Genomic DNA, 22,819 nt, shown 5'->3' with positions numbered 1-22,819 from the left:
TCTCCTTCATTCATACGGACTGGATGAAGTCCAGCCCGGCTTGCCGCGCGAGCGATCCCGAGCCGAACGCCGCATCGAACTTGCGCACTTCGCGCAGCGCGTAGTGCAGGGGCACTTCCCAGGTGAAGCCCATCCCGCCATGCAGGTGGATGGATTTCTCCAGCACGAAGGCGGCATTCGCCAGCGCATTGGCGAGCACCGGTCCGGTCGCGCGCACATGGCCGTATTCGTCGGGTCGCAGCACGCGCAGGATGCCGGCGCTGGAGGCCTCCTGCACCAGCCGCATGCGGGCCAGCAGGTGGCGCACGGCCTGCTTGGCCGAGAGGGGGCGTCCGAACTGCACGCGGGTGGCCATGTAGCTGGCCGTGGTGGCGAGAGCGCCTTCGGCCGCGCCGTTGACGAGGCCGGCGATCAGGATCTCGCCGTCGCGCTGCAGGGTGGCGAAGGTGGCGGCGTCGATTTCGGCCAGCACCTTGACGTTGTCCAGCACGAGCCAAGACTGCGGGTAGTCCGGGTCCAGCGCGGGGTCGTCCTGGATCTCGACCGAGGCGAGGTCCAGCAGGACGGCGCCTTGCCGGCCGTCGGCGACCAGCACCCAGTCGCAGTGGCGCGCATGGCGCGCGTGGCCTGCGAAGCCCTCCTGGAGGTTCCCTTGCAGCGCCCAGGTGGCGACGCGGGCGCCACCGGCGAGCTCCGCCGCCAAGGGCGAATCCCCGAGCGCCTTGGCGATCAGCAGCGTCTCGAGCAGCGGACACTGGAGGCGCAGCCTGCCCGCCTCGGCCACGATGGGCAGGGCGAACTCGATGCCCAGCGCGAGTCCGCCGGCATCCTCGTTGGCGCAGACGCCGCACAGCCCCGCGTTGGCCAGCACCTCGGCGGCCTCGCGGAAGCCTCGGGCCTGTGCATCGGCGATCGCATCGGCCGCGGCCTGTGCGAACTCCTCGGGTTTGAGATCGTTGTCCGTTGCGCTCATTTCAGCGACTCCTGGAGGTCCTTGGGCAAGTCCATGATGCGCTGGGCAATGATGTCCAACTGCACTTCGGTGGTGCCCGCATAGATGGTCTCGGCGCGGGCGTAGAGGTAGGCGGTGCTGAAATGCTTGCGGGCGCGTTGGGCCAGCGCGCTCGATCGGGGGTTCACCTGCGACACGACCGACAGCGCGAGGCCCATGAAGGCCTGGTGGCATTCGGACCAGTAGAGCTTGGTCAGCGAGCCGCGAGCGCCGATCCTGTCGCCGGCCACGAGCTGGTCCACCGTGCGTTCGACCAGGCCCTTGAGCGCGGCGATCTCGCCCACCACGTCGCCGATGCGGCGCTGGTAGTGGCCGTCATCGAGCAGCTTCGACAGCTGCGGATCGGACTTGCAGGCGGCGACGATCTGGCGCAGCTCGCATTCGAAGCGCCATGCGCGGTACATGCGGTTGGTCGCGCGTTCGATCGAGAGCACGCGGATCGCCGCGTTCCAGCCTTCGTCCGGTGCGCCGAGCCGTGCGCTGTCGGGCACCACCACGTTGTCGAAGAACACTTCGGCGAACGAATCCTTGCCATCGATCGACTTGATCGGCACCACGCGGATGCCGGGCGTGTCCATCGGCACCGCGAACATCAGCAGGCCGCGGTGCTTGTCGGCGACCGTGCCGGTGCGGGTCAGCAGCAGGCAGTAGTGCGCCTTGGCCGCGCCGCTGGTCCAGATCTTCTGGCCATTGATGCGCCAGCTGTCGCCTTCCTGCACCGCCTTGGTCCGCAGGCGCGCGAGGTCGGAGCCCGCGTCGGGTTCGGAGAAGCCCTGGCACCAGTAGTTGCGCATCGAGAGGATGCGCGGCAGGAAGAACTGCTTCTGCTCCTCCGTCCCCACGGTCTGGATGATCGGGCCCGCCAGTTCCTTGCCGATCGAGCTCACGCTCTCGGGCATGGCGAGTGCGCCGACCTCCTTGTTGACGACCAGGTGCTCGCGCAGCGTGAGGCCGAGGCCGCCGTAGGCCTTGGGCCATGTCATGCCGGCCAGGCCCGCGTCGTACATCGAGGCTTCCCAGTCGCGGCACTCGTCGAGCGTGGGCGTGCGGTATTCGAGGCTGTCGGCACGCATGTGCTCGGGCAGATGGGCGCGCAGCCACTCGCGCGCATCTTGGCGGTAGACGGCCGGGCCCGCCGAGGCGTCCGGGATGGCCGGGTTCTTTTCCGTGTGCATGAGAGCCTTCAATGTCCAGGGGTGTTGGAAGAGGTGGGGACCATCAGGGCATCGAGGACGAGCACGCCCTCGCCCTCGGGCCTCACCAGGATGGGGTTCATGTCGATCTCGGCCACGTCGGCGGCATGCCGACATGCGAATTCCGACAGCCGCGCCACCGTGCGCGCGGCCGCGGCCACGTCGGCCCTGGCCTGGCCACGCGCGCCGTCCAGCAGCGGGAACATGCGCAGGCTGCGGATCATGCGCGCCGCCTCTTGCTCGGAAACAGGCGCCACCTGCAGCGCGACATCCTTCAGGATCTCGGCGTGGATGCCGCCCATCCCCACCATGACCACCGGGCCGAACACGGGGTCGCGCGAGACGCCGGCGATCAGTTCCACGCCGCCGCGCACCATCGGTGCCACGAGCACGCCGTCGAGACGCGCCCTGGGCGCATGCTGGCGTGCGTTGGCCATCAGGCGCTCATAGGCCTGCCGCACCGCGTCGTCGTCCTTCAGGTCAAGCGCCACGCCGCCGATCTCGGTCTTGTGGGCGATGTCCTCCGATGCGATCTTGAGCACCACCGGGTAGCCCGTGGCGCGCGCACTGCGGACCGCTTCGTCAGCCGAGGAGACCACCTCTTCGCGCGGCACGCTGATGCCGGCCGCCGCCAGCGCCTTCTTGGCATGGAACTCGTTGCGGAACACCGCCGCATCCACCTTCTCGACCGGGCCGTCATACGCGGCCGCGGGAGACAGGCTGGCGAGCTGCCCCAGGCGAACCAGACCGGCCATGCCGCTGGCCGCCGCCGGGATGCTCGGGAACACCGGGATGCCCAGCGCATTGATCTCGGCCACCGCATCGGCCGGGCCCTTGCTGATGAGGACCATCAGGCGATCGGGGTGGCTCTCGCGAACCTTAGCCAGCGCCTCCAGGTACACGCCGCGCAGCCGCGAGTTGTACAGCGACAGGGCCAGCAGCAGGACCAGCGTGCTGCCGCCGGCATCGCTCTGCAGCGCGGTCAGCATCTTGAGCAGGATGTCGGGCCGGGCCGACATCTGGGCCGATGCGTCCACCGGATTGTTGGTGCCGGCGGTCGGCACCGCCTCGCGGATCAGGGCCTTGGTCGTGTCGGCCAGTTGCGGAAGCGTCATGCCGGCTTCCACCATCGCGTCGGCCATCATGATGCCGAAGCCGCCCGATGCAGCGACCAGCGTCACCGCATCGGTGGTGGGCAGGCGGTCCGCACCCAGCAGGGCCGCCGCGTGGCCGACGTCGAGCAGTTCCTCGAACGAGCGCACCCGCAGCACGCCATAGCGCTGGAAGACCGCATCGAACACCGCATCCGAGCCCATCAGCGCGCCCGTGTGCGAGGCGGCTGCGGCCTGGCCTTGCTCGGTGGCGCCGATCTTGAGCGCGATCACCGGCTTGCGTTGGCGGCGCGCCATGTCCAGTGCCTCGATCAGCCGTCCGGCGTCGCGGCAGGTTTCCATGCAGCACAGGATGATGCGTGTGGCCGAATCGTTCGCCAGCGCGGCGATGCCATCGGCCACGTCGACGTCGGCTTCGTTGCCGGTGGCGATGAAGCGGCTCACGCCGAGGCCGCGATCGGCCATGCAGCGCATGGTGAAGCTGCCGATGTTGCCCGACTGCGAGACGATGCCCACCTGGCCGGCGGGCGGCATGCTTTGTTCGAGCGCGATGGAGAACGAGGCCACCAGCCGGTCCACCACGTTCACCGCGCCGAGGCAGTTCGGCCCCAGGAGGCGCATGCCGTGGATGCGCGCCACGCGCACCAGTTCGGCCTGCAGCGCCGCGCCTTCCGCGCCGGCCTCGGCGAAGCCGGTGGACAGCACCACCACGCCGCGCACGCCGCGGCTGCCGCAATCACGCACGGCCTGCAGGGTGGCGTTCGCGGGCACCGCCACGATGGCCAGCTCGGGCGCCGCGGGCGTGTCCAGCACCGAGGCGTAGGCCGGCAGTCCCTGGATGGTCCCGCCCTTGGGGTTGATCGGATAGATGGCGCCCGCATACCCGTACTTGCGCAGCAACTGCACGGGGCGGCCGCCGATCTTGGTGACGTCGTCGGAGGCACCGATCACCGCCACGCTGGCGGCGCTGAAGAATGCGTCGAGCCCGGCGCCCGGGGCGGCCTGAACCTGCGTCAGCATGATCAACGTCCCTTGAAGACCGGGGTGCGCTTCTCGAGGAAGGCCATGCGCGCTTCACGCGCGTCTTCGGTCTTCGACAGAGCGACGGTGAACTCCTGCTCGAAGCGGTAGGCATCGCGCTGCGGCATCACGTCGACCATGTTGGCCGCGCGCTTGGCGTAGATCACGGCCAGCGGCGCCTTCGACGCGATCTCGCGGGCCAGCGTCATCGTCACGGGCAGCAGGTCCTTCTCGGACAGCACGTCGTCGACCACGTTGCGCTTCAGCAGCTCCTGCGCGCTCAGGCGCTGGCCGGTGAAGAACATGCGGCGCAGGGTGGAGCGGCCGAACAGCGTCTTGAGCATCGAGGCGCCGCCGGCCAGCCCGACGTTGATCTCGGGCATGCCCACGGTGGCGTTCTCCGAGGCGTAGAGGATGTCGCAGGCGGCCGCCAGGCCCAGGCCGGCGCCCAGGGCCGTGCCGTTGATGGCGGCGATCACCGGCTTGGCGCATTCGCGGATGGCGTTGCCGGTTTCGCGCGTGATGCGGTTGTGGTCGAGGAAGTCGCCGGCCACCGTGCTGTCGGGCCGGTCCTTGAGATCGGCGCCGGCGCAGAAGACGCTGCCGGTGCCGGTCAGCACCGCGCAGCGGATGTCCTCGCGCTCGGAGATGGCATCGAAGGTGGCCACCAGCTGGCGACGCATCTCACGGTTCAGGGCATTGACCGGCTTGCGGTCCATCGTGACCAGGGCGACGCCCTCGGAGACTTCCAAACGAACCCATTCATCACTCATACATCACCTCGAGAACGGCACCGGCTCGCGCGGCACCCATCTGAATAAAAGGACGGTTTCGACAAACGGGCCGCTTCGCTCTCGGGAAGTTCTCTTTCCGGCTTCGGCGGCATGGTGAAAAGCACTGCACTCGCCGGTTTGTCTCGTGCGGCAAATTATAGAAATGGGCCCCCAAATCCTTTGCCGATCATCCTGAAGGAGTGTCCTGCAAAAAATGAAGCATTCCCGGGCGGCGGGGGCTGCTACGATGCGCCGCGCAGGGATTTGAAGGTCTTCGGAATCAGTTGAATTCCAATTCCAATTCGCCGTTTGCAATGAATTGGCAAATAAAAATCGAGCGCCCGGGAAATCAATGAATATTCAGCGCCTTGGTGATTTGAAACTGGCATTGGGCGAATGCCCGCAATGGCATGCAGGCCGGCTGTGGCTCCTGGATTGCCGGCAGGGGCTGATCCTCGCGCTGGACCCGGACAGCGGCGAGGTTGCCGCGCGCCACGAGGCCCCCGCGCCCCTCGGCTCCTTCGCATTCAACGGCGACGGCGGCGACTGCATCGTGCTGTCCCTGAAGGAAGAGATCGCGGCGCTGCACCTGCGCACCGGCAAGCTGCGGTCGCTGGCACGCATCGACGCCAGCCATCCGAACCTGCGGCTCAACGACGGCATCGCGCTCGCCGACGGCAGCTTCGTGACCGGCACCATGCATGTGTTTCGCGAAGCCGGCGAGCCGCCGCTGGGCGGGCTGTACCGCCTCGACACCGCCCTGCGCCTGCACAAGCTCGACGAGGGCATCGGCATCGTGAACGGGCCCTGCGTAAATCCGGTCAACGGGCGCCTGCACGTCGCCGACAGCGCAGCGCGGGTCATTTATTCGTATGCGATCGCGCCGGACGGAACCCTGAACGACAAGCGGCTGTTCGTCAGGACCGATGCGGAGGACTCCGGCCCCGACGGCTGCACCTTCGACAGCGAAGGCGGGCTGTGGACCGCGCTGGTGCGCACCGGGGCGCTGGCCCGCTTCGACATGCAGGGCCGGCTCACGCACCGCATCGACCTGCCGCTGACGCACCCGAGCGCGCTGTGCTTCGGCGGCCCCGAGATGGCCGACCTGTTCGTCACCAGCATCAGCGACAGCGGCCGCCTCAGCGCGTCCGGGCCGCTGGATGGCGCCGTGCTCAAGCTGACCGGGGTGGGCTTCCGGGGCCTGGCGCGCCCGGTGTGCCGCCTGCCGCTCTAGGGCGAGCCCGGCGACGGATCCAGTCCCGCGGCTTTGCCGTGCGCGAGGAATCGAAGCTCGGGCCCGGCCACGCGCTCGGCCACGAAGTCGAGGAAGAGGCGGATCTTGGCGGGGATGATGGGCGTGTCGAGGATGGTGGCGTACATGCCCTCGTCGAAGCCCTTGTTGCTGATCCGGTAGTCGCCGAGCACCCTGACGAGGCGTCCCTGGCGAATGTCGTTGTGCACGGTGTAGTCGTCGAGCAGCGCCAGGCCCTCGCCGAGCCGCGCGAGCTCCAGCAGGGCGATGCCGCTGTTGGTGATGTGGCGGGGCTTGAACGCGATCTGGTCGAGCTGGCCCTGCTGCTTGAAGAGCCACGTGTATTCCTCGCCGGGCAGCTGGTAGGCCAGGCAGTCGTGGTCCAGGATGCTTTCGGGCGCCTTGAGCTCGGGCTTGCCGGCGAGGTAGGCAGGCGACGCCACGAGATAGCGCTCGCTCTGGAACAGCATGCGGCGCTTGACGCCGGCCTCCACCGGCGGCGAGATGCGGAAGTCGATGTCGAACTGGTTGCGCCGCAGGTCGACCGCGGCTTCCGCCAGCGTGAGCTCGATGTGGATCTCGGGGTAGAGCTTGCGAAATCCGGCGATCAGGTTGGGCAGCACGCCGAGGCCGAACATCATGCGCGAATGCACGCGCAAGAGGCCCTGCGGCGCGGAGCTGATGGCGGTGATGTTGGTCTGCAGCTCGTTGATGCGCCAGAGGATGCCCTCGAGCTGGCGCGCGTATTCCTGCCCCGATTCGGTCAGCGCGATCTGGCGCGTGGAGCGCAGCAGCAGCTTGACCTTCAGCTCTTCCTCGATGTCCGTGATCATTCGCGACACCCCGGTCGCGGAGATGCCGAAGCGACGTGCGGTCTCGGAAAAGTTCTTTGTCTGGGAGATCGACAGGAACAGTTCCATGGCGCGCAACCTATCCATGAATCCTCCAGTTGATGCAGTTCTGATCTGCAGTTTCAGCCATAGCCGGCCCGGCTTGTCTCTCTAGAATTCTTCGTTCCTTGCGGGCGCAATTTTCCCGGAGACAAGAATGGAATTCGGTGTATTTATTCTCGCCCAGCAGCGCGGCTACCACCAGACTTCGCAGCAGGTCATCAATAACTCGATCCAGCAAACCGTGGTTGCGGAACAGGCTGGATTCGATAGTGCCTGGTACGCGGAGCACCATTTCAACAATTATTCGCTGTCGCCGTCGCCGCTGATGATGGTGGCCCACATGGCGGCAAAGACGAAGCAGATACGCCTGGGCACTGCCGTCTGCATCCTGCCACTCTATCAGCCTGCCCGCTTCCTGGCGGAGGTCGGATTTGCGGACACGGTCTCGAATGGCCGGCTGGATCTGGGCGTGGGCTCGGGCTATCAGGAATTCGAATTCGAGCGCTTCGGCGTCGACATTGCCGACTCGGGCGCGATCTACAACGAATTCCTCGACATCCTCCCGAAGGGCCTGACCCAGCAGAGCTTTTCCCACGAGGGCCGGTTCCTCAAGGTGCCGCCGAGCTCCATCGCGGTGCGCTGCCTGCAAAGCCCGATGCCGCCGGTCTGGGTCACGTCGGGCAACCCGGTCACGCTGGGCCGCGGCGTTCGCGAGAACTACAACCTGTTCGTGACCGCGCTGCTCAATGGCACCGAGGCCATCCGCGGACTGCGCGAGCGCCTGGACAAGGTGGCCGGCGACAATGGCAAGGATCTCGACCGCGATGTGAAGTTCGGCTTCCTGCGCTGCGCCTACGCCTCCGACAACAAGGCGGAGATCGACGCCTACCTGCAGTGCGCGCTGTTCCAGCGCCGCATTTCCGAGAGCCTCAAGTACCGCCGCTCGCAGTCCGACGACGGCTACATGATCAAGGAAGTGCCGTACGAGACGGACCCCACCATCGAGCAGATGCGCAGCAACCTGCCGGTCGGCTCGGTGAACCAGGTCATCGACCGGATGCTGGAAGAGATCAGCATCCTCAAGCCCAAGCACATCGCGATCCAGACGCAGCTCGGCGACTTCGACCAGAAGACGATGCTCAGGCAGATCGAGCTGTGGGGCGAAAGGATCATCCCGGCCATCCGGAAGGAACTGAGCCCCCATCAAAACAGGAGACTTGCATGACGACCCAAACATCCATCAACCGACGCACCGTCCTGCTCGGCAGCATGCTGCTGGGCGCCGGCGTCAACGCCTTCGCGAACACGGGCAACTGGCCCAGCCGCCCGATCAAGATCGTGGTCGCCGGCTCCTCCGGTGCCGGTGGCGACATCTTCGCCCGCCTCATCGCCGCGCCCCTGGCCGAAGTGCTCAAGCAGCCCGTGGTCGTGGACCCCAAGGCGGGCGCCAACGGACTGATCGCCTGCGACGCGGTCGCCAAGTCGCCCGGCGACGGCTACACGCTGCTGTTCGCGCCGTCGTCGGCGATCCTCATCAACCCGGTGATCCATCCGAAGATGCCCTACGACGCGGAGAAGGACCTGCTCCCCATCGCGCAGGTGGGGGCGGCCGGCATCCTGCTGGTGGCCAATCCGAGCACCGGCTTCAAGAACCTCGCGGACATGGTGGCCTATGCGAAGGCGCATCCCGGCAAGCTGGCCTACGGCTCGTGGGGCACCGGTTCGTCGGGCCATCTCGCGATGGAAGGCATCAAGGCGCGCTATGGCCTCGACATGCCGCATGCACCCTACAAGACGCTGACCTCCGAAGTCACCGACCTGATCGGCAACAACATCAGCGTCGGCTTCACCGACATCGCATCGCCCATTCCGCACATGAAGGCCGGCCGGCTGGTCGGACTGGGCCAGACCGGCTCGCAACGCTGGCCGGCGACGAAGGACCTGCCCACGCTGTCGGAGCAGGGCTACAAGTTCGAGGCCGACGGCTGGTACGGCGTCTTCGCCCCGGCGGGAACGCCGCCGGAAATCATCGACCGGCTCAACGCGGAGATCAACCGCTTGCAGCAGACCGCTGGCGTGCGCGAGAAGATCGAGGGGCAGAACATGATCGTCCCCGCGAATACGACCGCGAAGCAGTTCACGGCTTCCATCCAGCGGGACGCCGCGATCTGGCAGGGACTCGCGCGAACCACGGACCTGAAGGAAAAGTAAGCGCCACTGCGCCCGAACCTCGGACCGGAGCCAAACGCTCCGGTCTTTTTTTTGCGCGTCCGCATCGCGCATCCCGCCTTTTTTTGCAGGACTGAATCACGTTCCTTCTGTATTCACGGCGAAGGGATCGAACAAGAGAATTTCCTTCATTGCACAACACCCCTCGGAAGGCGGAACACATGGAATTCGGCGTATTCATCCTGGCCCAGCAGCGCGGGTATCACCAGACTTCGCAGCAGGTCATCAGCAACTCGATCGAGCAGACCGTGGTGGCCGAGCAGGCCGGCTTCAACACCGCCTGGTACGCGGAGCACCACTTCAACAACTACTCGCTCTCGCCGTCACCGCTGATGATGGTCGCGCACATGGCCGCCAAGACCGAGCGCATTCGCCTGGGCACCGCGGTGTGCATCCTGCCGCTGTATCACCCCGCGCGCTTCCTGGCCGAAGTGGGCTTTGCGGACACGGTGTCCAACGGCCGCCTGGAGCTCGGCATCGGCTCCGGCTACCAGGAGTTCGAGTTCGAGCGCTTCGGCGTGAAGATCGAGGACTCGGGCGCGATCTACAACGAGTTCCTCGACATCATCCCGAAGGGACTGACGCAGAAGATCGTGTCGTACGACGGCAAGTTCCTCAAGTTGCCGCCGAGCTCGATCGCGGTGCGTCCGGTGCAGTCGCCGATGCCGCCGATCTGGATCACCTCGGGCAATCCGGTCACGCTCGGGCGCGGCGTGCGCGAGGGCCACAACCTGTTCGTGACCGCACTGCTCAATGGCACCGAAGCAGTCGTTGCGCTGCGCGAGCGCCTCGAGAAGGTCGCGCAGGACAACGGCGCGGACCTCGACGAGGACGTGAAGTTCGGCTTCCTGCGCTGCGCCTTCGCATCGGACAACCAGGCCGAGATCGACAACTACCTCGACAACGCGCGCTTCCAGCGCCGCATCTCCGAAAGCCTCAAGTTCCGCCGTGCGCAGTCCGACGACGGCTACATGGTCAAGGAAGTGCCGTCGCCCACGGACCCGAGCTTCGAGCAGCTGCGCAAGAACCTGCCGGTGGGTTCGGTCAACCAGGTGATCGACAAGATGCTGGAGGAAATCAGTATCCTCAGGCCCAAGCACATCGCGCTGCAAACCCAGTTGGGCGACTGCGACCAGAAGACGATGCTGCGCCAGATCGAACTCTGGGGCGAGAAGATCATTCCGGCGATCCGCAAGGAAGTCGATTCGATGAATGCCGTCTCCGCCTGAAGCGCGCATGCCGTCCGTGCCTTCTCACACCGCTTTCGACAGCCGGGCCTTGCAGGGCCGGGTGGCCGTGGTCACCGGCGCCTCCGGTGGCCTGGGCCTCGCGATCTGCGAACACCTGCGCGCGGCGGGCGCCTCGGTGGTGCAGCTCGACATCAGCTATCCGCCCGCACCCGCCGAAAGCGATGGCGTGCTGACCATGCACTGCGACATCGGCGAGCCGGCATCCGTGGCCGCGATGGCCGAGCAGGTGCGCGCGCGCTTCGGCCGCTGCGAAGTGCTGGTGAACAACGCCGGCATCAGCGGATCGCCGGTGGGCCTGCACGATTTCCCGATCGAGCTCTGGGACCGCATCTTTCGCGTCAACCTGCGCGGTGCGCTGCTGTGCGCGCAGGCGCTGGTGCCGTTGATGTTCGACCAGCAGGCGGGCAGCATCGTCAACGTGGCCTCGATCGCCGCGCAGGTGCCGACCCGGGTGGGCGCCTATGGCCCGACCAAGGCAGCCTTGCGCGCGCTGACGCACCAGATGGCGGTGGAATGGGGCCCGCGCGGCATCCGTGCGAACTCGGTCAGCCCGGGGATGATCCGCACGCCGCTGTCGGAGCCGCACTACCGCGACGAAGCGACCTTGCAGAACCGCACGTCGAGCATCCCGGCGCGCCGAATCGGCCGGCCGGAGGACATCGGCTCGGTCGTGGCCTTCCTGGCCAGCGACGCCTCGGCCTATGTCAACGGCCAGGACATCGTGGTCGACGGCGGCTTCCTGAAGGCCACTCTGACCAACATCTACAACAAGTGAGCGACGCCGCCATGGAATCCCCCAAGCGCCTGCAGAACGTGTTCGTGGTGGCCGATCGGCCGGGCGAGCTTCATTCCTTCTACGAGTCCGCGCTCGGCCTCAGGCTCAAGTTCCGCGACAAGGACCGCTGGATCCAGTACGGCGTGGGCAACGCCAGCGTCGCGCTGGCCTGCCGCGAGGAAGCGGTTCCCGCGACATCGGGCGTCGTGATGGTGTTCGAGGTCGAAGACTTCACGGCCGTCGCGGAGCGTGTCGCCGCCTCGGGCGGCGAGGTGCTCGGCGTGCGCGACATGGGCTCGCATGGCGCGGTGCTGTCGCTGCGCGATCCCGAGGGGAACATCGTGCAACTCTTCAAGCGCCAGGGGACGCCGGCATCATGAGCCACGAAACGATCGAGGCCATCGAACCCAAGCTGTTCCGCCAGTTGCTCGGCTGCTTCCCGACGGGCGTGGCCATCGTCACCACGAACGCCGCCGATGGACGCCCCGCGGGCCTGACCTGCAACTCGTTCAGCTCGGTTTCGCTGGAGCCGCCGCTGGTGCTGTTCAGCCTGCGCAAGGCGAGCAGCCTGCTGCCGACCTTCGCGCTGGCCGGCAGCTTCGCGATCAACATCCTGTCGCAGAGCCAGGATGCGCTTTCCGGCCGTTTCGCTTCGAGCAAGGTCACGGACAAGTTCGACGGCGTCGCCTGGCGCCGCGGCCCGCTCGGAACGCCGCTCATCGACGATTGCCTCGCAAGCTTCGAATGCACCGTCCATGCCCGTCACGAGGCCGGCGACCACGAGATCTTCATCGGCGAGGTCAAGCACATGGCCCCCGGCTCTCCGGACCATGCGCTGGTGTTCTACAAGGGCGCCTACATGATGCTGGCCGAGTCGCTGCGCAAGCTGGTGCTCGAAGGACAGCTCGGCACCAGCGACATCGACGAGGCCTATCGCGCGCTGTACGGAACGCTGCTGCGGCTGGCTTGCGCGCGCGCTTCCGAAGCGGAAGTCGATGCGATCGAACAGGCGGTGGACCAGATCGAGCAGCACCAGGGCGAGAAGGCGCTCCCGCAGCGCATCGAGGCCATGGCGAGCTTCTTCTCGTCGATCGCGCTGGCCGGCCACAACGAGGCGCTCCAGCTCATGGCGCGGACGATGACCGCGGTGTTGCGCGAGCGGATGACGCTCGTCATTCCGGCGCATCCCCGCCCCGACGTGTTCCCGCTGCGCCGCAAGGTCGTCGCGCGCCTGCGGGCCCGCGACGCCGAGGGCGCCGCTGCCGCGCTGGACGAGTTCATCACGGCGCTGCGCGCAGGCGAGACCGGGCAATGAGCGGACCCTGAGACCGCGGCGCCGCAAGGCCGATGGTTCAGCGACCGGTACGGGCCCTGAACTGGCTCGGCGACAAACCGGTCGAGCGGCGGAACGCCTTGGAGAAGTTGGCCAGCGAGGAGAAGCCGGCCGACAGCGCAACCTCCTCGATGGAGCAGCACTCCCCCCGCAGGCGGCGCTTGGCCAGCACGAGCCGCCGCTCGGCCACGAAGGCATGCGGCGCACGGCCCGTGGCGGCCCTGAAGCTGCGCGTGAAGTGGCCCACGCTCATGCACGCGATGACCGCCAGATCGGCCACCGTGAAGTCCTGGTCCAGATGGCCGTCGATGAAGTCGACCACGCGCGACAGGCGCCGGCTGTCCAGCGGCTTGGCCGCCTTGTCCTCCAGCCGCCGGGGCAGGCCCAGCTCCGAGTAGTTCTTGAGCAGGTGCGCGCTGAGCGCCACCGACAGGCTTTCCACGAACAGCCGGCCGACGCCCGACTCGTTGGACAGCTCGCACACGATCTGCTCGGCGACCATGGTCACGAAGGGGTCGTGGTCCACGGCCTGGTAGCGCAGGCCGGCCCGGGCCGGGTCGATGTCGAATTCGCGCTGCACCGTCTCGGCGAAGGGCTGTCCCGGCAGGAAGAGGTGCAGGCAGTCGGCCATGGGGTCGACCACGTTGATGTATTCCTCCTCGATGCCGGCCGGGCACAGCCAGATCGTTCCGCGGTGACCATGGGTGTGCTCGCGCCGGCCGCCGCCCGCGCGGTCGACCAGCGTCTGGCCGCTCAGTTGAATGGCGACCTCGGTCTCGCGCGGCACGAGCCGGGGCAGTTCACCGGGCGCGTGGCTCCAGCGCTCGGCCAGGATGTTCGACCAGCCCAGCGCATTGGAGGTCTGGTGCATCGTGCTGTTGACGTACTTGTCCAACGAATGCCCGAACATGGTGCTCGACCGGCTTGAGTGATGAATCGCGGGGGTGCGTTCTGCAGGAATCGTGCCGCATCTTCATTCGCACGCCAGGAAAAGTAAATGTCGCTTTGGGAGAAGGGCTTTGGCCTCCGGGCTCGCCAGACTTGCCTCACCACGTGAAGCACTGGAGAGAAAGGACACGCTATGGCCCGACACGTTGTCGTGGGCGCCTGCCCGCACGATTGCCCCGATACCTGCTCGATCCTGACCACCGTCGAGGACGGCAAGGCAGTAGCGGTGCGCGGCAATCCCGACCACCCCTTCACCCGCGGCCGCTTGTGCGTGAAGGTCAACAACTATCCGGACCGGACCTACAGCGAACAGCGGCTGCTCCACCCCATGCGCCGCAGCGGGCCCAAGGGCAGCGGGCAGTTCGAGCGCATTTCGTGGGACGAGGCGCTGGCGGAGATCGCCGGCCGCTGGAAGGCACTCATCGCCACGGAGGGCCCGCAGTCCATCCTGCCCTACAGCTACCTGGGAACGCAGGGCATCCTGAACGGCCTGAACGTGGGCGACCCGCTGTTCAACAAGCTGGGCGCCACCGTGTGCGAGCGCACCTTCTGCGACTCGGCTTCGTGCACCGCCTACATGATGACCATCGGCCACACGCCGGGCGCGGACCCCGAAAGCTTCGTGCACTCCAAGTACATCGTGCTGTGGGCCTGCAACACGCTGAGCACCAACTCGCACCACTGGCCCTTCATCGAGCAGGCGCGCAAGAACGGCGCCAAGCTGGTGGTGATCGACCCGGTGCGCACGCGCACCGCGCGGCTGGCGGACTGGCATATTCCCATCCGGCCGGGCACCGATGGCGCGCTGGCCCTGGCGATGGCGCACGTCCTCATCAGGGACGGCCTCGTCGACCGCGACTACATCGAGCGCCACACCCTCGGCTTCGACGAACTGGCCGAGCGGGTGAAGGCCTACACGCCGGAATTCGCCGCCGAGCAGACCGGCATCCCGGTGGAGGACATCCTCAAGCTCACGCGGGAATACGCCTCGACACCGCCCGCCGTGGTGCGCATCGGCGTCGCGGTGGAGCGCCACGCCGGCGGCGGGCAGACGGTGCGCGCCATCTCCTGCCTGCCCGCGCTCATCGGCGCGTGGAAGCACGTGGGCGGCGGGCTGCTGCAGCTGCCGATCTGGGCCTTTCCGGTGAACTGGCCGGGGCTGATGCGGCCGGACCTGCAGCCGGCATCGATGCGGGTGATCAACTCCTGGCGCCTGGGCCCGGCGCTCACGGGCGAGACGGCGCTGGATCCGCCGATCCGCTCGCTGTTCGTCTACAACGCCAACCCCATGGCCATGGTCAGCGACCAGGACAGGATCGAACGGGGCCTGGCGCGCGAAGACCTCTTCACCGTGGTCAGCGAGCACTTCATGACCGACACGGCGCGCTTCGCGGACATCCTGCTGCCGGCCACGACGCAGCTCGAGCAGAAGGACATCATGTTCTCGTGGGGGCACCTGTACCTGTCCTACAACAACCCGGCCATCGAGCCGCTCGGCGAAGCGGTGCCCAACACCGAGCTGTTCCGCCGCCTGGCGCGGGCGATGGGGATCGACGATCCTTTCTTCCATCGCTCGGACGACGAGATGATCGAGGCATCGCTGGACTGGAGCAGCCCGGTGCTCGCAGGCATCACCCTGGAGGAACTGAGGCGCACGGGCTTCATGCGCCTGAACATGCCGGCGCCCGACGACTGGGCGCCGCACCGCGAAGGCAACTTCCCGACACCATCGGGCAAGTGCGAGTTCAAGTCCTCGATGGCCGCGGGTGGCAATTTCGTCGCCCCGCTGTTCCGGCAGGGCTATGGCGGCCAGCAGTCGGGCGAGGCGGTGGACCCGCTGCCGCACTACATCGCGCCCAACGAAAGCCCGGCCACCGCAGCCGCGCTGGCCGAGCGCTATCCCCTGAGCCTGATCTCGCCCAAGAGCCATGCCTTCCTCAATTCCAACTACGGGAACCTGCCGGCCCAGTGCGCGCAGGCGCGCGAGGAGCAGATGGTGCTGCTGCATCCCGATGACGCGAGCGCGCGCGGCATCGCCGCCGGAGCGCCGATCCGCGTCTTCAACGACCGCGGCGCCTTCGAGGCCAAGGCCACGCTCTCGGCCGACGTGTCGCCGGGGCTGGTGATGGCGCCCTCGGGCTACTGGCACCGGTCGAACCGCGCCGGCCCGACGGTGCACGCGCTCACGCCCCTGGCCTTCGCGGACCTGGGCCGCGCGCCCACCTTCTCCGACGCGCTGGTGCAGGTCGTCGCGCTCTGAGCCCGCGCGCTCTCCCCAACCCTCTTTTGCCCTCACGCCCATGGCCTACGTCGTCACCGACCTCTGCACCGGCTGCCGCTACACCGAATGCGTCACCGTCTGCCCCGTCACCTGCTTCCACATGGACGAGCGGATGACCTACATCGATCCGGAGAACTGCATCGACTGCGGAGGCTGCGCCACCGCATGCCCGGTGGGCGCCATCCAGGCTTCGTTCCTTCTTCCCGCCGACATGGCGCAGTGGATCGAGATCAACAGGCTTCGGTCGGCCGAAACGCCGGTGATTGCCGAACGCCTGCCGCCCCTGGCCACCGCTGAAGCGCGGCGCATGGAGTTGGGCCGATGAGCGATGCCGGTGCCTCGCCGTTCAGGGTGGCGGTCGTGGGCGCGGGGCCCAGCGGCTTCTACGCCGCCGAGGCCCTGCTGCGCTCGGCGCTGCCCATGCGCGTCGACCTGCTGGAGCGGCTGCCCGTGCCCTATGGCCTCGTGCGCTACGGCGTCGCGCCCGACCACCCCAGGCTCAAGCAGGTGACCGCCGTCTTCGACCGAATCGCGTCGATGCCCGGCTTTCGCTTCGTCGGCGGCGTCGAGCTCGGCGCGGACGTGTCGGTCGACGCGCTGCTGGCGAGCTACCACGCGGTCATCCTGGCCACCGGCGCGCCGCTGGGCCGGCCCATGGGCATCCCCGGCGAAGACCTGCCCGGCAGCCACCTGGCCAGCGATTTCGTCGGTTGGTACAACGGCCACCCGGACCAGAAGGACTGCCACTTCGACCTGTCGTGCGAACGCGCGGTGATCGTCGGCCAGGGCAATGTCTCGCTCGACGTGGCGCGCATCCTGCTCAAGAGCGTGGACGAGCTGCGCCGCACCGACATCGCGGCCCAGGCGCTGGACGCCCTGGCCCGAAGCCGCGTGCGTGAGGTGTGCATCGTCGGGCGCCGCGGTCCTTCGGATGTCCGCTTCTCGCCCAAGGAACTGCACGAGATCGGCGCGCTGCCTTCATGCGACACGCTGTTGGACACCGCCGACCTTCGCGCCGAAAGCTTCGCGGCGCCCGCCGGAACGGATGCGGAAAAAGCGGCGGCCATTGCGATGCTGGAGCGATTGGCAGGCGTTCGCGCTGCCAACGACAAGCGCTGCGTCTTGCGCTTTCACCTGGAGCCGCAGGGCATCGAAGGCGCCGCGTCGATCGAGCGTATTCGCTTCGCGAGGCCGCGCGGCTGGCCGGCGGGTCCGGAATCCGTCGAGCTCGAATGCGGCCTGGTGTTCTCCAGCATCGGACGCCGGTCCTCGTCGATCGAGGGCGTGCCCTACGACGAGGACCGGGGCACGCACGCCAATCTCAACGGTCGCGTGGTCGACGGCGGCAAGCGGGTGAGCGGCCTCTACGTGTGCGGCTGGAGCAAGCGCGGACCCCAGGGCACCATAGGCACCAACCGCCCGTGCAGCTACGAAACCGCCGAGGCGGTGCTCGCCGACCTGCCGGCCCTGGCGCATCGCACGCCGAGGGCCGAACATCCCCTGTCGGGAGGCAGGCCCGCGCAGTACATCGGGAAGTACCTCGACTTCCAGGACTGGGCGCGCATCGACGCCGCCGAGGTGGCACGCGGTGCCGCGCTCGGCAAGCCGAGGGAAAAGTTCGTGTCGCTCGAGCATCTCTATGCGGCGGCGCGCGAGGAGCTTCCATGCTGATGGACCTGCGCCGAACCGCGCCGGTGGCGCCTCTGGTCGACGGCTTCGAACGGCGCATCAGCTACCTGCGCCTGTCGGTGACCGACCGCTGCAACCTGCGCTGCGTCTACTGCATGTCGGAGGACATGCAGTTTCATTCCAGTCCGGAGCTGCTGACGATCGAGGAGCTGGACCGCCTCGCACGGCTCTTCATGGCGCGCGGGGTGAGAAAGCTGCGCATCACCGGCGGCGAGCCCCTGGTGCGCAAGGGTGTCATCGAGCTGTTCCGGTCGCTGTCCGGCTGCCTCGCGGATGGCTCCCTGCACGAGCTGACCCTGACGACCAACGGCCTGCGGCTGGCGCACTTCGCGCAGGACCTCGCGGCGGCCGGCGTGCGGCGGGTGAACGTTTCGCTCGACACGCTCGACCCGCAACGCTTCGCGCAGATCACGCGCGGCGGCGCGCTGGACAAGGTGCTGGAAGGCATCGAGGCGGCGCAGGACGCGGGCATGGCCGTGAAGCTCAACGCCGTGGCCTTGCGCGGCGTCACCGAGCTGGAGATCCATGAGCTGATCGGGTTCGCGCACGGCCGCGGCATGACCCTGACCCTGATCGAAACCATGCCCCTGGGCGAGACCGGCTGCGACCGGTCGGAACAGTTCCTGCGCCTGGACGCGCTGCGCCGCGAGATCGGCAGGCGCTGGACCCTCTCTGACGTGGCAGACCGCAGCGGCGGCCCGGCGCGCTACGCCAGGGTCGAAGAGACCGGTGGCCTGCTCGGTTTCATCACGCCGCTCACCCGGCACTTCTGCGGGGACTGCAATCGCGTGCGGGTGACGGCCGCGGGGATGCTCCATACCTGCCTCGGCCATGAAGACGGCGTCGATCTCCGGGAGCTGATGCGCATCGGGGCGAGCGATGCGCGGCTGCACCAGGCCATCGGCGGCGCCATCGCGCACAAGCCCGAAGGCCACGACTTCTCGCTCGAGGGGCGCATCCTGCCGGTCAGGCTCGTGCGTCACATGTCCGTTACCGGCGGGTAGTCGGCCATGGTCCGCCGAGCGGCCTCGCCAGCCAACCCGCCAGCGCGCAGACCAGGACAAGGACCGCCAGTGAACTGGCGGCCATGGCCTGCGCGGAGGGCGGAGGCGGCGCCATGGTCATGCCGACGACCGTGAAGGCAAGGACGATCAGCGACAGCATGGCGAGCGCGGCCCGTTTGCGCCGGGACAAGCGGCATCCCCGAAGGAACAGGCCAAGCCCGACGACCACGATCGCGGCCTCGACGGCCATGGCGATGGGCATGTTCTGCCAAAGGCCGCCCCCCACTGTCGCCGAGCCGGGACTGGCCAGCGGCATCTCGGGCCTGTGAACCAGCGCGTCCAGCAGCCAGTGCGAGAAGACGGCTGCGGCCACCAATGAGGCGATGCGCATCCTCGCGGCTCCGAGCCGACCGTAGGCGGCGAACGCCGCCGCTCCCGCCAAGGCGGACCAGCCGACGGCGGCCAGCAATCCATGCGAGTAGGGGAAGATGAATTCCGGCTGATGCGTGCGGGCGAAGTCCGCGGGCAGCGTGACGGTCTCCCAGCCCAGCAGCACGAAGAGCCACAGCAGCAGGTCGAGCAGCAACCCGGCGGCAATGAACACGCCCACGTTCACCCGCCGCTCGGCGCGCCCCAGGGCCAGGCCGACACCCATGTGACCAGCGAACATCGGGGACTCCTTTTCGAGGATGGCCAAGCTCGGTGCTGGCTGCCCGGGCCGATATTGGCATGGTCCGGAATATCTCCTGCGGAAACGGGTAGCAGATGGGCAAAGAAAAACCCGCCGGAGCGGGTCAACAGCAGCCCTTCGAGGGAGGGAGGAGGAGGAGAAGAGTGGGCTGCCGAGGAGCAGTCTGTGCCGCGTGACTTAGGGGAGGCTTAAAAACCCCGATGTGTCATCGAGCGGAGGCGACAGCGGTCGCGGCTCCCGTCAGCAAATGCGTTGCGGAACCCACATTGATGGACGTGGCAGCCTCAGCAAGGCGCAACTCGCCCTTTGCGGCCTCGCCGCCGATCACTCCCGCGGCGCACGCCAGGGTCACCGCGCCGACCAAGATGAAGTTCCATGTCGTATTCATTGCTGCCTCCGTAGGATGAAAGAGAGTTTGAGGCAAATTACCCGGACGAAACCGGCGCATTTGGAACAGTAGTGTTCAACGCCCGGAAACAATGGCGCTCTGCGCCCAGGCATGGCCCGTCCGCACCAACCCGGCGAGTCCTGCGCCACATCGGCGCGTGACGCGCCTTCATGGCAGCCGCATCCAGCCTGCTTCTCCTCTGAAAAGGCCTCGGATCCTAACCAGGCACGATCGTTGCTTCGCTCTCCCTGACTGTTCCGCCGGCACCGCTGCCGCGGATCTTTGCAGTGCCTCCGCTAATGACGGCGGGATTCGAGCGAACGACCGGTAACGACGCCACCCGTTCGCCTGTTCCAACCCAATTCGCATCCGTTCCGCGCGGGGGCCCACTGCGGCTGTCTCCAAGGCAGCCTCTTTCCTGTGGTCCGCACCCCGCTGCAGAGCGGCCGCGTGCAGGAATCCGACATGAAAATCGCAGTGATTGGCCACGGCATGGTGGGCCACAAGTTTCTCGAACAGCTCCACGAGCTCGGCCTCGCCGGGGCGGAGGTGACCGTTCTGTGCGAGGAGCCGCGCCCGGCCTACGACCGGGTTCACCTGTCCGAGTTCTTCTCCGGCAAGACGGCCGAGGATCTCTCGCTGGTCGAGCCCGGCTTCTTCGAGCGCACCGGCTTCACACTGCGCCTGGCGGCCCGCGCAGTGGCGATCGAGCGGCGCAACAACACCGTCACCACCGCCGACGGCGAGGTGATCGCCTACGACAAGCTGGTGCTGGCGACCGGCTCCAGCCCCTTCGTGCCGCCGGTTCCGGGCCGCGACCGGCCGCACTGCTTCGTCTACCGCACCATCGAGGACCTCGAGGCCATGAAAGCCTGCGGTGCACGCTCGAAGAGCGGCGTGGTCGTGGGCGGCGGCCTGCTGGGCCTCGAATGCGCCAAGGCGCTGCGCGACATGGGCCTCGCAACCCACGTCGTGGAGTTCGCCCCGCGCCTCATGGCGGTGCAGGTCGACGAAGGCGGCGGCCGGGCGCTCTGCAACAGCATCGAGTCGCTGGGCGTGCATGTGCACACCGGCCGCAACACGGTCGAGATCGTCGACGGCGCGACCGCGCGGCATCGCATGGTCTTCGCGGATGGCACGCACCTGGAGACCGACATGATCGTGTTCTCCGCCGGCATCCGCCCGCGCGACGAGCTCGCGCGCCAGTGCGTGCTGGCGGTCGGTCCGCGCGGCGGCGTCGCGATCGACAGCCACTGCCGCAGCAGCGACCGCGACGTCTACGCCATCGGCGAATGCGCATCGTGGAACGATCAAAGCTTCGGCCTCGTGGCACCGGGCTACGACATGGCCCGCGTGGCCGCCAAGCACATCGCCGGCCAGGACGACGCCGCCTTCACCGGCGCCGACATGAGCACCAAGCTCAAGCTGATGGGCGTGGACGTGGCCAGCATCGGCGACGCGCACGGCAGGACGCCCAAGTCGCGCGCCTACCAGTACGTCAACGAGCACAGGAACATCTACAAGAAGATCGTGGTCAGCGAAGACGGCAAGCAGCTGCTCGGCGCGGTGCTGGTCGGCGATGCGGCCGAATACGGCACGCTGCTGCAGATGGCGCGGGGCGGCATCCAGCTCCCGGCCGACCCCGAGTTCCTGATCCTGCCGTCGAGCGACGGCAAGGCCAAGCCCGGCCTCGGCGTCGACTCGCTGCCCGAGAGCGCGCAGATCTGCTCGTGCAACAGCGTCACCAAGGGCCAGATCTGCGCGGCGGTCGGCGAAGGTGCATGCACCACTTCGGAGCTCAAGGCCTGCACCAAGGCGGGCGCCACCTGTGGCGGCTGCGTGCCGCTGGTCGGGCAGGTCATGAAGGCGGAGATGGCCAGGCGTGGGCTGGCGGTCGACAACCACTTGTGCGAGCACTTCCCCTATTCGCGCCAGGAGCTGTACCACCTCGTGCGGGTGGGCGAGATCCGCAGCTTCGACGACTTGCTGGCCAGGCACGGCAAGGGCCTCGGCTGCGACATCTGCAAGCCGACCGCCGCGAGCATCTTCGCCTCGTGCTGGAACGAGTTCGTGCTCAAGAAGGACCTCGCCGGCCTGCAGGACAGCAACGACTACTTCCTCGGCAACATCCAGAAGGACGGAACCTATTCGGTCGTGCCGCGCATGCCCGGCGGCGAAGTCACGCCCGAAGGGCTGATCGCGGTCGGCCAGGTGGCGAAGAAGTATGGCCTCTACACCAAGATCACCGGCGGCCAGAGAGTCGACCTGTTCGGCGCGCGCGTGGAGCAGTTGCCGCTGATCTGGGAGGAGCTGATCGCAGCCGGCTTCGAATCCGGCCATGCCTACGGCAAGTCGCTGCGCACGGTGAAGAGCTGCGTCGGCTCGACCTGGTGTCGCTACGGCGTGGACGACAGCGTGGGCCTCGCGGTAGAGCTGGAGAACCGCTACAAGGGCCTGCGCGCGCCGCACAAGATCAAGTTCGGCGTCTCGGGTTGCACCCGCGAATGCGCCGAGGCACAGGGCAAGGATGTCGGCATCATCGCCACCGACAAGGGCTGGAACCTCTACGTGTGCGGCAACGGCGGCATGAAGCCGCGCCACGCCGAGCTGATCGCGTCCGACCTCGACAAGGCCGGGCTCATCCGGCTCGTCGACCGCTTCCTGATGTTCTACGTGCGCACCGCCGACAGGCTGCAGCGCACCAGCACCTGGCGCGAGAGTCTCGAAGGCGGCCTCGACTACCTGAAGGGGGTGCTGATCCAGGACACGCTCGGCATCGGTGGCGAGCTCGAAGCGCAGATGCAGCACGTGGTCGACACCTACCAGTGCGAGTGGAAGACCGCGGTGAACGACCCGGTCACGCGCCAGCGCTTCCGCTCCTTCGTCAACAGCGAGAAGCCGGACGAGCACATCGTGTTCGTGCAGGAGCGCGGCCAGATCCGGCCCGCCCGCGCCGAAGAACGCGCCGTCGCCTGA

Annotated in this window: 20 protein-coding genes; 12 read left to right on the top strand and 8 right to left on the bottom strand. The window is 67.6% G+C overall.

The window, feature by feature from the left end; all coding sequences use genetic code 11:
- Positions 1-10: 10 nt before the first annotated feature.
- The 4 genes from VAR608DRAFT_RS03420 to VAR608DRAFT_RS03405 are packed head-to-tail and all read right to left on the bottom strand — an operon-like array spanning position 11 to position 5,110.
- Positions 11-973, bottom strand: a complete 963-nt coding sequence (locus tag VAR608DRAFT_RS03420; RefSeq protein WP_088952790.1) for an acyl-CoA dehydrogenase family protein — start codon at positions 971-973, stop codon at positions 11-13.
- On the bottom strand, positions 970-2,187 hold the full coding sequence (locus VAR608DRAFT_RS03415) for an acyl-CoA dehydrogenase family protein (RefSeq protein ID WP_088952789.1): 1,218 nt from the start codon (positions 2,185-2,187) through the stop codon (positions 970-972). Before VAR608DRAFT_RS03415 ends, VAR608DRAFT_RS03420 begins: the two co-directional genes overlap by 4 nt.
- An 8-nt stretch (positions 2,188-2,195) precedes the next feature.
- Positions 2,196-4,337: an acetate--CoA ligase family protein gene (locus tag VAR608DRAFT_RS03410; RefSeq protein WP_088952788.1), complete on the bottom strand. Its 2,142-nt coding sequence runs from the start codon at positions 4,335-4,337 to the stop codon at positions 2,196-2,198.
- Positions 4,338-4,339: 2 nt separating this feature from the next.
- The gene (locus VAR608DRAFT_RS03405) at positions 4,340-5,110 is read right to left on the bottom strand and encodes an enoyl-CoA hydratase/isomerase family protein (protein WP_088952787.1); all 771 of its coding nucleotides are present in this window, start codon (positions 5,108-5,110) and stop codon (positions 4,340-4,342) included.
- 352 nt (positions 5,111-5,462) lie between these two features.
- Between VAR608DRAFT_RS03405 and VAR608DRAFT_RS03400 the strand changes: the two genes are divergently transcribed.
- Positions 5,463-6,344, top strand: a complete 882-nt coding sequence (locus VAR608DRAFT_RS03400; RefSeq protein WP_088952786.1) for an SMP-30/gluconolactonase/LRE family protein — start codon at positions 5,463-5,465, stop codon at positions 6,342-6,344.
- Here VAR608DRAFT_RS03400 and VAR608DRAFT_RS03395 read toward each other — a convergent pair.
- Complete coding sequence (locus tag VAR608DRAFT_RS03395; RefSeq protein ID WP_088952785.1) at positions 6,341-7,300, bottom strand: LysR family transcriptional regulator; 960 nt, start codon at positions 7,298-7,300, stop codon at positions 6,341-6,343. The two genes, VAR608DRAFT_RS03400 and VAR608DRAFT_RS03395, sit on opposite strands and share 4 nt — an antisense overlap.
- Before the next feature lie 109 nt (positions 7,301-7,409).
- Here VAR608DRAFT_RS03395 and VAR608DRAFT_RS03390 point away from each other — a divergent pair, with 109 nt between their 5' ends.
- From VAR608DRAFT_RS03390 to VAR608DRAFT_RS03365, 6 genes are all read left to right on the top strand, one after another.
- Positions 7,410-8,480 carry an LLM class flavin-dependent oxidoreductase gene (locus VAR608DRAFT_RS03390; protein ID WP_088952784.1) on the top strand — a complete coding sequence of 357 codons (1,071 nt, stop codon included), beginning with the start codon at positions 7,410-7,412 and terminating at the stop codon, positions 8,478-8,480.
- Complete coding sequence (locus VAR608DRAFT_RS03385) at positions 8,477-9,466, top strand: Bug family tripartite tricarboxylate transporter substrate binding protein (protein ID WP_088952783.1); 990 nt, start codon at positions 8,477-8,479, stop codon at positions 9,464-9,466. Before VAR608DRAFT_RS03390 ends, VAR608DRAFT_RS03385 begins: the two co-directional genes overlap by 4 nt.
- 179 nt (positions 9,467-9,645) lie before the next feature.
- Complete coding sequence (locus VAR608DRAFT_RS03380) at positions 9,646-10,713, top strand: LLM class flavin-dependent oxidoreductase (protein WP_088952782.1); 1,068 nt, start codon at positions 9,646-9,648, stop codon at positions 10,711-10,713.
- A gap of 7 nt (positions 10,714-10,720) precedes the next feature.
- The gene (locus VAR608DRAFT_RS03375; RefSeq protein WP_088958571.1) at positions 10,721-11,509 is read left to right on the top strand and encodes an SDR family NAD(P)-dependent oxidoreductase; all 789 of its coding nucleotides are present in this window, start codon (positions 10,721-10,723) and stop codon (positions 11,507-11,509) included.
- Positions 11,510-11,520: 11 nt separating this feature from the next.
- Positions 11,521-11,889, top strand: a complete 369-nt coding sequence (locus VAR608DRAFT_RS03370) for a VOC family protein (RefSeq protein WP_088958570.1) — start codon at positions 11,521-11,523, stop codon at positions 11,887-11,889.
- On the top strand, positions 11,886-12,824 hold the full coding sequence (locus tag VAR608DRAFT_RS03365; protein ID WP_088952781.1) for a flavin reductase: 939 nt from the start codon (positions 11,886-11,888) through the stop codon (positions 12,822-12,824). The genes VAR608DRAFT_RS03370 and VAR608DRAFT_RS03365 overlap by 4 nt, the downstream gene beginning before the upstream one ends.
- Positions 12,825-12,861: 37 nt before the next feature.
- Here VAR608DRAFT_RS03365 and VAR608DRAFT_RS03360 read toward each other — a convergent pair whose 3' ends face one another.
- On the bottom strand, positions 12,862-13,752 hold the full coding sequence (locus tag VAR608DRAFT_RS03360; protein WP_088952780.1) for a helix-turn-helix domain-containing protein: 891 nt from the start codon (positions 13,750-13,752) through the stop codon (positions 12,862-12,864).
- Positions 13,753-13,923: 171 nt separating this feature from the next.
- On the opposite strand from VAR608DRAFT_RS03360, the gene VAR608DRAFT_RS03355 reads away from it, so the two are divergent.
- From VAR608DRAFT_RS03355 to moaA, 4 genes are read left to right on the top strand one after another with little or no spacing between them, the layout of a single operon-like run.
- Positions 13,924-16,050 (top strand): molybdopterin-containing oxidoreductase family protein, encoded by a 2,127-nt coding sequence (locus VAR608DRAFT_RS03355; RefSeq protein WP_088952779.1) that lies wholly within the window; start codon positions 13,924-13,926, stop codon positions 16,048-16,050.
- A gap of 40 nt (positions 16,051-16,090) precedes the next feature.
- On the top strand, positions 16,091-16,396 hold the full coding sequence (locus VAR608DRAFT_RS03350; RefSeq protein ID WP_088952778.1) for a ferredoxin family protein: 306 nt from the start codon (positions 16,091-16,093) through the stop codon (positions 16,394-16,396).
- On the top strand, positions 16,393-17,742 hold the full coding sequence (locus tag VAR608DRAFT_RS03345) for an FAD-dependent oxidoreductase (protein ID WP_088952777.1): 1,350 nt from the start codon (positions 16,393-16,395) through the stop codon (positions 17,740-17,742). The genes VAR608DRAFT_RS03350 and VAR608DRAFT_RS03345 overlap by 4 nt, the downstream gene beginning before the upstream one ends.
- Complete coding sequence (gene moaA / locus VAR608DRAFT_RS03340; protein ID WP_088952776.1) at positions 17,736-18,764, top strand: GTP 3',8-cyclase MoaA; 1,029 nt, start codon at positions 17,736-17,738, stop codon at positions 18,762-18,764. Before VAR608DRAFT_RS03345 ends, moaA begins: the two co-directional genes overlap by 7 nt.
- Here the strand turns inward: moaA and VAR608DRAFT_RS03335 are convergent.
- Both VAR608DRAFT_RS03335 and VAR608DRAFT_RS03330 read right to left on the bottom strand, forming a co-directional pair.
- A complete protein-coding gene (locus VAR608DRAFT_RS03335; protein ID WP_157730590.1) occupies positions 18,751-19,461 on the bottom strand; it encodes a hypothetical protein in 711 nt (236 codons plus the stop codon). The genes moaA and VAR608DRAFT_RS03335 overlap by 14 nt on opposite strands.
- A 199-nt stretch (positions 19,462-19,660) precedes the next feature.
- The gene (locus VAR608DRAFT_RS03330; RefSeq protein WP_088952774.1) at positions 19,661-19,843 is read right to left on the bottom strand and encodes a hypothetical protein; all 183 of its coding nucleotides are present in this window, start codon (positions 19,841-19,843) and stop codon (positions 19,661-19,663) included.
- 465 nt (positions 19,844-20,308) lie between these two features.
- Here VAR608DRAFT_RS03330 and nirB point away from each other — a divergent pair, with 465 nt between their 5' ends.
- Complete coding sequence (nirB, locus tag VAR608DRAFT_RS03325) at positions 20,309-22,819, top strand: nitrite reductase large subunit NirB (RefSeq protein ID WP_088958569.1); 2,511 nt, start codon at positions 20,309-20,311, stop codon at positions 22,817-22,819.

This window comes from Variovorax sp. HW608, from assembly GCF_900090195.1.
Classification (GTDB): domain Bacteria; phylum Pseudomonadota; class Gammaproteobacteria; order Burkholderiales; family Burkholderiaceae_C; genus Variovorax.
The sequence above is the reverse complement of the archived record's forward strand: the minus strand, read 5'-3'. Positions and strand labels throughout refer to the sequence as shown.